Annotated in this window: 8 protein-coding genes, 6 tRNA genes and 1 rRNA gene; all 15 read right to left on the reverse strand. The window is 39.8% G+C overall.

The window, feature by feature from the left end:
• Window positions 1-104: 104 nt before the first annotated feature.
• Window positions 105-1,733: a chaperonin GroEL gene (groL, locus tag C5L23_RS02695; protein WP_029508683.1), complete on the reverse strand. Its 1,629-nt coding sequence runs from the start codon at window positions 1,731-1,733 to the stop codon at window positions 105-107.
• Between the two features lie 64 nt (window positions 1,734-1,797).
• Window positions 1,798-2,073 (reverse strand): co-chaperone GroES, encoded by a 276-nt coding sequence (locus tag C5L23_RS02700; RefSeq protein ID WP_010008074.1) that lies wholly within the window; start codon window positions 2,071-2,073, stop codon window positions 1,798-1,800.
• A 127-nt stretch (window positions 2,074-2,200) separates the two neighbouring features.
• A complete protein-coding gene (locus C5L23_RS02705) occupies window positions 2,201-3,238 on the reverse strand; it encodes a lipid II:glycine glycyltransferase FemX (RefSeq protein ID WP_029508682.1) in 1,038 nt (345 codons plus the stop codon).
• Between the two features lies 1 nt (window position 3,239).
• Complete coding sequence (locus C5L23_RS02710; RefSeq protein WP_010008072.1) at window positions 3,240-3,887, reverse strand: redox-sensing transcriptional repressor Rex; 648 nt, start codon at window positions 3,885-3,887, stop codon at window positions 3,240-3,242.
• Window positions 3,888-4,012: 125 nt separating this feature from the next.
• Window positions 4,013-5,029, reverse strand: a complete 1,017-nt coding sequence (gene tsaD / locus C5L23_RS02715) for a tRNA (adenosine(37)-N6)-threonylcarbamoyltransferase complex transferase subunit TsaD (RefSeq protein ID WP_010008071.1) — start codon at window positions 5,027-5,029, stop codon at window positions 4,013-4,015.
• Entirely contained in the window at window positions 5,026-5,454 is a 429-nt protein-coding gene (rimI, locus tag C5L23_RS02720; protein WP_010008070.1) for a ribosomal protein S18-alanine N-acetyltransferase, read from the reverse strand. The genes tsaD and rimI (C5L23_RS02720) overlap by 4 nt, the downstream gene beginning before the upstream one ends.
• On the reverse strand, window positions 5,429-5,989 hold the full coding sequence (gene rimI / locus C5L23_RS02725; RefSeq protein WP_133264257.1) for a ribosomal protein S18-alanine N-acetyltransferase: 561 nt from the start codon (window positions 5,987-5,989) through the stop codon (window positions 5,429-5,431). Before rimI (C5L23_RS02725) ends, rimI (C5L23_RS02720) begins: the two co-directional genes overlap by 26 nt.
• The gene (gene tsaB, locus C5L23_RS02730) at window positions 5,970-6,686 is read right to left on the reverse strand and encodes a tRNA (adenosine(37)-N6)-threonylcarbamoyltransferase complex dimerization subunit type 1 TsaB (RefSeq protein WP_029508680.1); all 717 of its coding nucleotides are present in this window, start codon (window positions 6,684-6,686) and stop codon (window positions 5,970-5,972) included. The genes rimI (C5L23_RS02725) and tsaB overlap by 20 nt, the downstream gene beginning before the upstream one ends.
• A 92-nt stretch (window positions 6,687-6,778) precedes the next feature.
• A tRNA-Leu gene (locus C5L23_RS02735) sits at window positions 6,779-6,862 on the reverse strand.
• 31 nt (window positions 6,863-6,893) lie between these two features.
• Window positions 6,894-6,966, reverse strand: a tRNA-His gene (locus C5L23_RS02740).
• Window positions 6,967-6,968: 2 nt separating this feature from the next.
• Window positions 6,969-7,042: transfer RNA gene (locus C5L23_RS02745), tRNA-Trp, on the reverse strand.
• 90 nt (window positions 7,043-7,132) lie between these two features.
• Window positions 7,133-7,206: transfer RNA gene (locus tag C5L23_RS02750), tRNA-Asp, on the reverse strand.
• Between the two features lie 2 nt (window positions 7,207-7,208).
• Window positions 7,209-7,281, reverse strand: a tRNA-Val gene (locus C5L23_RS02755).
• A gap of 7 nt (window positions 7,282-7,288) precedes the next feature.
• Window positions 7,289-7,379 (reverse strand) — tRNA-Ser (locus tag C5L23_RS02760).
• A gap of 27 nt (window positions 7,380-7,406) precedes the next feature.
• Window positions 7,407-7,489, reverse strand: a 5S ribosomal RNA gene (gene rrf, locus C5L23_RS08680); the annotation flags it as partial.

A 7,489-nucleotide genomic window follows, 5' to 3' on the forward strand; every position in this document is an offset into this window, starting at 1 on the left:
CTATAATATTTGCTTTTTCTGACTAATTGGATATAAAAAAACGTTTATAATATGCTAAATCCATACTATAAACGTTTTAAACATCTTAAATCACCTTAAATAGCTTACATCATGCCGCCCATGGCTGCTGCTTGAGCTGCTGCATCGCCACCATTTGCCTTTTCATCAGGCTTATCAGCGACTACAGCTTCTGTTGTCAACAATAATGCTGAGACGGATGCTGCATTTTGCAAAGCAGAACGCGTTACCTTCGTTGGATCAACAATTCCAGCTGAAATCATGTCTACCCATTCATTCGTAGCTGCATTGTACCCAAATCCAGGCTTTTGCTCTTTTAACTTGTTGATAATAACAGATCCTTCAAAACCAGCGTTTTCAGCAATTTGACGTACTGGTGCTTCTAATGCCTTCTTCACTGTATTGATACCAGTTTGGACGTCGCCTGTTTCTGACAAAGCATCAACAGCTGCAATAGCATTTACCAATGCCGTTCCACCACCAGCAACGAATCCTTCTTCAACAGCTGCACGCGTTGCGTTCAAAGCATCTTCAATACGGTACTTGCGTTCCTTTAACTCTGTTTCTGTGGCTGCACCAACATTCACAACAGCAACACCACCAGCTAACTTAGCCAAACGCTCTTGTAACTTTTCACGATCAAAATCACTTGTTGTTTCAGCAATTTGTTGCTTGATTTGGTCAACACGAGAAGCCAATGTTGCCTTATCACCAGAACCTTCAACGATTGTTGTATTATCCTTAGTAATATTAACCTTCACTGCTTGACCTAATTGTTCAATTGTCACATCCTTGAGGTTCAAACCAAGATCATCTGTTACAACTGTTCCACCAGTCAATACAGCAATATCTTCAAGTTGTGCCTTACGACGGTCACCAAATCCTGGCGCCTTGACTGCTACAACATTGAAAGTACCACGCATCTTGTTCAAAACAAGTGTAGGCAAAGCTTCACCTGTAATGTCGTCAGCAATAATCAATAATGCACGACCTTGTTCAACAACACTTTGCAATACAGGTAAGATGTCTTGAATGTTACCAATCTTCTTATCAGTAATCAAGATGTAAGGATTATCCAAATTTGCTTCCATCTTGTCGTTATCTGTCACCATATATTGTGACATGTAACCACGATCAAATTGCATACCTTCAACAACATCCAATGTTGTCTCAATACCCTTTGATTCTTCAATGGTAATCACACCGTCATTACCAACTTTATCCATTGCTTCAGCAATCAATTGACCAACTTCTTCATTAGCAGCTGAGATTGATGCAACTTGTGCAATTTCTTCTTTAGTTGATACCTGGTGTGATAATTCATGCAACTTAGCAACAGCTGCTGCCGTTGCTTTTTCAATACCTGTACGGATACCTACAGGGTTAGCACCTGCCGTAACATTCTTCAAACCTTCGCCAACAATAGCTTGTGCAAGAACAGTTGCTGTGGTTGTACCATCACCAGCAATGTCATTTGTCTTTGAGGCCACTTCAGCAACTAACTTAGCGCCCATATCCTCAAAGTGATCTTCCAATTCAATTGCCTTGGCAATTGTTACACCATCATTAGTAATCGTTGGTGTGCCATAGGATTGTTCCAAAACAACGTTGCGGCCCTTCGGACCAATCGTTGTTTTAACTGTATCGGCAAGCTTGTCGACCCCTGCCTTCATCTTTGCGCGTGCATCTTCAGAAAACTTCAATTCTTTTGCCATCATTATTATGTATTAGTCACTGCTAAGTTAATTGTACTAATACTTTCCTCCCTGACTCATAAAATTAGATAACTGCAATAATATCTTTTTCATGGACAACTAAATAATCTTGTCCTTCAACATGAATTTCTTGACCAGCGTACTTATCAAATACAACAGTGTCGCCTTCTGATACGGCAGTTGGCTTTTGTAATTCCCCAACAGTTTGAGTACTAACAACGATTACCTTACCAGTCACTGGCTTTTCTTGTGCATTACTAGCAATGACAATATTACCAACTTTTTGCTCTGCTTCTTTTTCAACTTGCAATACAACGCGATCACCTAATGGTTTTAACACGATGTACACCTCCTTAAAATTCTGTTATGATTTTAGCACTCTTTAATCACAAGTGCTAACTACAATTTATAGTTTAACACTTGGTTGTAAAAAGTCAATAAAAAAAGATTGGTTTCAACCAATCTTTTTACTCTGAAAATCCTTTAAGATACTGATCATACGCTTCTTGATCGAGCACCCAATCTAACTCGCCAATATACTCTACTGGAGCGTCATGATAAGCAAAACCATGTTTAAATTTATATAAACCATCTTTTGGTACAAAGTCACCAACACCACCAAAATCATATCGTACTTTATTCAGTGACAAGCCCCACTTTAACATTTCCCATTGTACAGCATAGGGTGCATAGTGCTTGGTAAATGCACGATTTGAACCTGCATACATATACCAGATTTTATCACCATAAGCAAAACCAATACCACTAGCGATAACTTGATCTTCAAAATGCGCTAAGAAAACTTTGAACAAACCCGTACCCGCCCATAATTTTTGCATACGCAAGAAATAATCAATGGGTCTATGTGTAATATTTTGACTTTTTGCCATCATAACATAGGTGTCAAAGAAGGCAGTAACATCTTCTTGGCTATCTCCACTCGTCACCACGACGCCATCACGCGCAGAACGACGAATTTGGTTACGATAGTCACGTTTAAAATGCTTCATGAGACTGTCTTCATCAACAATTTTGTCTGCATCTCCACGACCATCATAGTAAAGGACCACATTCTTACGGGGCTGGATATTACCGTGCATATATGTAATCTGTCGGTTCCGGGTTGTAAAACCTTCTTGCTGGTAAGCCTCATTTAGATCATCAGAATAAGGTTCCTCAGGGTCCAAACGAATCAAGAACGTGTTTTCAGGTAACACTGCAACGGCTTCGTCAACCAAAGCCTTTACCAATTGTACGTTTTGAATATCGGCTATCGGTCCTTTAGGTGAATAAGCTAAAAGTTTTCCTGGTACAGCTTCAATTGTGAGTACCGCCATGGCAGCATCGATCACACCATTTGTCTCATGATAAATATAAATATGACCCCAGTTAGCTTTTAGATCTCCCCATAACGGATCTTGCGTCACTTGTCCGCGGGGATGTTCACGTACAAATGCTTGAAATGCTGCTACTTTATTTTTATCATTTAAATCTAATATGGCCATTTTAAATTCCTGTTGTAATTGACCCATAATTCTCAATAAAATATATGAGTGTTTGTAATTCATTCGTTAAATCAACGTTCTGAACACGTACGTTGTTTGGCACGGTCACACGCAGTGGTGTGAAGTTCAAAATACCACGTATACCAGATGCCACTAATTGATCTGTAATTTCTTGTGCAACCTCTTGTGGTACAGTCAAAATTGCAATGTTAATACGTTGATCTTTAATCTGCTGTTGCAAATCAGCCATCGGATATATTGGCACACCGCTTTGTATCTTACCAACACGTTCTTCATCTACATCAAATGCAGCTGATATACGCACATTGGATGATTGATGGAAGTTGAAATTTAGCAATGCTTGACCCAAGTTTCCTACGCCAATCAGCGCCACACTAATCAAACTATCTTGATCCAAAACATCAGCAAAAAAATCTAATAATGCTTTAACATCATATCCATAGCCGCGTTTACCTAACGCGCCAAAATACGAAAAGTCGCGACGAATAGTAGCAGCGTCAAATTTAATGGCATCGCTTAATTCAGCCGAAGAAATACGGTTTGTTCCTGCATCATGCAGAAAAGTTAAATAGCGGTAGTATATTGGCAAGCGTTTTGCCGTTGCCCGCGGTATTTTAGGTTGTGTCATCATTTACTCCAAAAGCGCTAAGCGCTGTTTTAATTGTCAACAATATTACTTTGTGAAATTCTGCATTACTATTATATCATATTCCATGCTATTCAAAATAAAGTTAGTGAACGAATCACAATGTATTAAAGGCTTAGCAAGTCAAAATCTAATCCTGGATCTGTATTTAAGTCTAAATCAGCAAAAATACCTGCCTGATAGTTCCAATATCCAGCAGCACCAATCATAGCGGCATTATCTCCTGTATATTGCATTGGCACGGGCAAAAACGTTGTCTCGGGGAATGTTTCTAACAAGGCTGTCAAGGTCTGACGTAATTGCTGATTTGCAGCGACACCACCTGCTAAAATAAAAGTTTTAACAGGATAGTTTTCTAGGGCACGTTTTGTTCGACCTAATAAAGCATCCACTACAGCGTTTTGAAAGCTCGCTGCCAACTCGCCTTTGTTAAGATTTTCTCCGCGTTGCTGTGCATTGTGAACATAATTAATCACAGCACTTTTCAAACCTGAAAAGCTGAAATCATAATTATCATCATGCGCCATGGCAGTTGGAAATTTTACTGTTGCTTGATTTTTACGCGCTAAATCATCAATTATTTTCCCTGCTGGATACGGGAATTCAAGTAAGCGACCGACCTTATCATAACTTTCTCCTGCTGCATCATCACGTGTTTCACCTATTACTTTAAAGTCATTTTCTTCGCGCATTAAAACCAGTTCAGTATGCCCCCCAGATACCATTAAAGCCATCGCTGGATACTCGACTTTGCCAGCAAATCTAGCAGCAGCAATATGTCCAGCCAAGTGATTAACGGGCACAATAGGTAAATGATGCGCCATTGCAAAAGTTTTAGCCCCCATCAGGCCGACTAGGAGCGAACCAACAAGCCCTGGACCATAAGTAACGGCTACTGCATCTAAATCTTTTGGCGTTAGCGCCGCTTGCTTCAAAGCATCATCTAAGACACGTGTAATCCATTCAATATGATGTCGACTTGCAACTTCTGGTACAATACCACCAAAACGACGGTGCGAGTTGATTTGTGTTGCAACACTATTGCTCAAAACGGTATGTCCATCTTCGACAATAGCAACACTGGTTTCATCTGCACTAGATTCAAATGCAATAATTCTCGTCACAATATTTTCCTCTCCATCAGTAGCGCATCATCGCCATTTTTATAATAATGACGGCGCCGATTGTAAACTGTAAAGCTATTTTTAATGTATAAACCTTGTGCCGCACCATTATGTTCCGATACTTCTAAAAGAATGCGTTTTAAATCAGGAACAGATAAAACTCGGGCTATTAGGGCTTGGGCAATGCCTTGCTTCTGATAATCTGGCAAGACCGCTAAACTCGTAATCTCTGCCTCATCTAAAATAGTTGTCATACCAATAAACCCAACGATTGTATGATTAATTTCAGCCACAAAATATTGATTACGAATGCATGATAGCTCATGTTGGAAGATTTTTATCGGCCAAGGTGATGAACCAAATGCACCCGTAGCAATATGATAGATTGCTTCAACATCTTCAATGCCTGCTCTTTGGATATTCAACTTTTTTCTCCATACTTATAGCATCTTCTCGGTTATCTAAATAATAACGTGACTTTATTCCTACTTTTTTAAATCCTAAACGCTCATACAAAGCCACTGCTAAGTTATTTGATTTACGAGCCTCCAGACTTAACGTTTGGACATGCATTCTTTTAGCTACTTTTATGATTTCATGTAGCAAAATTGTACCCAATCCCTTATTTTGCCAAATCGGTAAAATGGCAATATTCGTAATATGAATATCTTGCGTCGGCCTTTGATACGCAGCACCAACAAAACCAATAACTTGTTGATTTTTCTTAATAATTAGATATAGTCGTACATCATAACGAATAATCTCATTGTAGAAATCATCTGTTGTCCAAGGTGCTTGTCCCAAATAAACCGCTTCTTCGATTGCAATTAAATGTTTAATATCATCTAAATCAGCTACTCTTAATTCAAACTGATAATCTTGTAGCAAAAAAATTTTAGAGATAAACTCGGGGAATTTATCAGAATGCCGATGCGCCCATTTATTTAACTTCAAAAACATAATGATTTGGATCATCCTGTCCAGGATGGTTCTCCAGCCAATTAAGTTCTGCTTGAGTTTTTCGAAGATAGTTAGGATTAAATGTATCGATATCATCAACTGGTAATATGTTCTTTTGTAGTGCAATGATGCCCTTACCGTCAGGTAAACTTTCTTCTGCCGTCAAAACCGCCGCATGAGGAAATTCTGATTGAATACTATCATTAAAAGGTTCTGTATCGCCAACAAAAATCAAATCATCAAGCTGTTGATTTGATTTCAACCACTGGCATAAATTCGCAAAAGATTGGTGTTCATCAGGCTTAATATTTATACCGTTTTGATATACACCGGCAAACACGTTTTGATTACGCGCATTAAAAAGAGGTACTACTATTTTATGGCTTATTACTTGTTGAGCTAATATAGCTAAACTAGAAACGCCAATTAAATCTGTACCAATTGTATTAGCCAAAACTTTAGCAACAGTAACACCAATTCGTAAACCTGTAAACGATCCTGGTCCCTGTGCTACAACAATTCTATCTAATTCATCAAACTGCCAATTCTCATGTTGCATTGCTGCTTGAATGGACGAGAGTAATTGAATTGAATGATTACGGGCTACGTTGCTTGTGAATATATATTTAACCTGATCGTCCTCGGCTAAAGTAACGGTCAAAGGTTGATTACTTGTATCAAATGCTAGAACTTTCATAATCTTAATTTTAGCATAAAGAGTAGCACTATGTGAAAAATCATGCATTAAAATTTGTAACAAAAAAGGCTCCTAATAGGAGCCTCAATCTATGCCGTCGGTGGGAGTCGAACCCACACGGTGTTGCCACCACTGGATTTTGAGTCCAGCGCGTCTGCCAATTCCGCCACAACGGCATTAAGGTACGAAGACGTACCATTTTATAAGGGCGGTAGAAGGGGATCGAACCCTCGCATGCTGGATCCACAAACCAGTGTGTTAACCACTTCACCACTACCGCCATGGCAGGGATAGAGGGAATCGAACCCCCATCAACGGTTTTGGAGACCGCTATTCTACCGTTAAACTATATCCCTATATATCTTCAAAACAGACCACATAAGGTCTGAAAAAACATGTTAAGGAATTGCACCTCAATTAACTACTTATTAGCATGTTACAAGTAGCGGTCACAACGGGGCTCGAACCCGTGATCTCCTGCGTGACAGGCAGGCGTCCTAACCAACTAGACCATGCGACCAATGGAAGTTACAGGGATCGAACCTGTGACCCCCTGCTTGTAAGGCAGGTGCTCTCCCAGCTGAGCTAAACTTCCATATCTATGGAGAGGAAGGGATTCGAACCCTCGAAACAGTTCTCACTGCTTACACGGTTTCCAACCATGCTCCTTCAGCCTGACTCGGACACCTCTCCGCTTCTCTCTCCATGTTGCTATGTACGGCATCGCATCGTCCTATCCTCGCAGGAAGCGATCCTCCAACTACTTTTGGCGCTATAGAGCTTAACTTCTGTGTTCGGAATGG

Origin of the sequence: Leuconostoc fallax, assembly GCF_004354645.1 — a bacterium.
GTDB lineage: Bacteria > Bacillota > Bacilli > Lactobacillales > Lactobacillaceae > Leuconostoc_B > Leuconostoc_B fallax.

Bases quoted from the DNA above. Each gene is read 5' to 3' on its own strand.
- groL (WP_029508683.1), bottom strand. From the start codon at position 1,733: ATGGCAAAAGAATTGAAGTTTTCTGAAGATGCACGCGCAAAGATGAAG.
- C5L23_RS02705 (WP_029508682.1), bottom strand. From the start codon at position 3,238: ATGGCCATATTAGATTTAAATGATAAAAATAAAGTAGCAGCATTTCAA.
- C5L23_RS02710 (WP_010008072.1), bottom strand. From the start codon at position 3,887: ATGACACAACCTAAAATACCGCGGGCAACGGCAAAACGCTTGCCAATA.
- rimI (WP_133264257.1), bottom strand. From the start codon at position 5,989: ATGTTTTTGAAGTTAAATAAATGGGCGCATCGGCATTCTGATAAATTC.
- tsaB (WP_029508680.1), bottom strand. From the start codon at position 6,686: ATGAAAGTTCTAGCATTTGATACAAGTAATCAACCTTTGACCGTTACT.